This window comes from Campylobacter sp. BCW_6467, from assembly GCF_001762855.1.
Taxonomy (GTDB): domain Bacteria; phylum Campylobacterota; class Campylobacteria; order Campylobacterales; family Campylobacteraceae; genus Campylobacter_D; species Campylobacter_D jejuni.
Genome location: NZ_MJXP01000046.1, coordinates 1 through 1,051 on the forward strand (window position 1 = coordinate 1; position 1,051 = coordinate 1,051).

1 protein-coding gene is annotated in these 1,051 nt (G+C 32.1%); it reads left to right on the top strand.

What is annotated here, in order from left to right; translation table 11 throughout:
* On the top strand, nucleotides 1–1,051 hold a 1,051-nt coding region (locus tag AJ888_RS06400), incomplete at both ends, for a hypothetical protein (protein ID WP_070296206.1).

Consider the following 1,051-nt stretch of genomic DNA (forward strand, 5'->3'; position numbering starts at 1 on the left):
AACCCCAATACCTAGATCCTGAATTTCACACAGGGGAGAAATCTACTTTACTTGAATTTAAAGATTGGCAAAGTATATATTTAAAAGATCCTATCAAAGGAAGCATAGCTCCTTGGACTAAAGCAGAAAAAGCTTATTATCATTCTTTAAAAACCAAAAGAGAAAGATATAAATATTTAGCAATAAGAAGTGGATTAAGATCTGTGGTTATAGATATACCCTATGATGCTTATGCTAATGTAGATGAAAAAGGAAGATTGGTTAATGAAGAATACGCTTATATTTATGATGAAGTAAGTTCTCATCGTGGAACATTAAAATCTTATTCTTTCTTTAATGAATGGGAATTGTCTGCTTTACTTTTGGGAAATATTAAAGCTAGTCCCACAGCTGCCGTAGGATTTAAAGCAAGACAACAACAAGCATTGTTTTTACAAGCTCAACTTGGAGATAAAAATGCTTTTAAAAGTTTAGGTTTAGCAGTATTGTGTTCTAATTCTTTTCTTACAGGGCAACATTGGAATAAGCTTAGAGCAAAAATGATTTATGATTTACACGATTATCATTATGAGAGTTTATTAGATGAATTTGGTATGCTTCCTTTTTTAGATGAGATTATAGGAGCAGATTGGACGATTGATTTAAATAAATATGATTTTGCCTATGATGAAGAAGGTAGAATCATTTGGGCTTTATATGATGATATTGAAAAAGGTAAATTAAAAGATCCAAGAGATATAGATTCTACTCCTGAAAGTAGAAATAAATTTGATGATGCTATGGATGGATACGAAAATGGAATGGTAACAAGATTTGATGTAGATACTCCAAATGATTGGAGTGAACAACAAGCTGCTTTAGATAGAGATACCCTAGTATTAAGCGCCAAATTAGCAGCCCTCACTCCTCCTCAAGGCTATCCTAATGCCCCTTATTATTTTACCCCTGAAAGATTAGAATGGATTTATAAAAGAGGATATTTAGATAAACTCCTTGATCCAAGAATTCCTGCTATTTATAGATATAATTTTCCGCAAGAACTTCGAGCTAA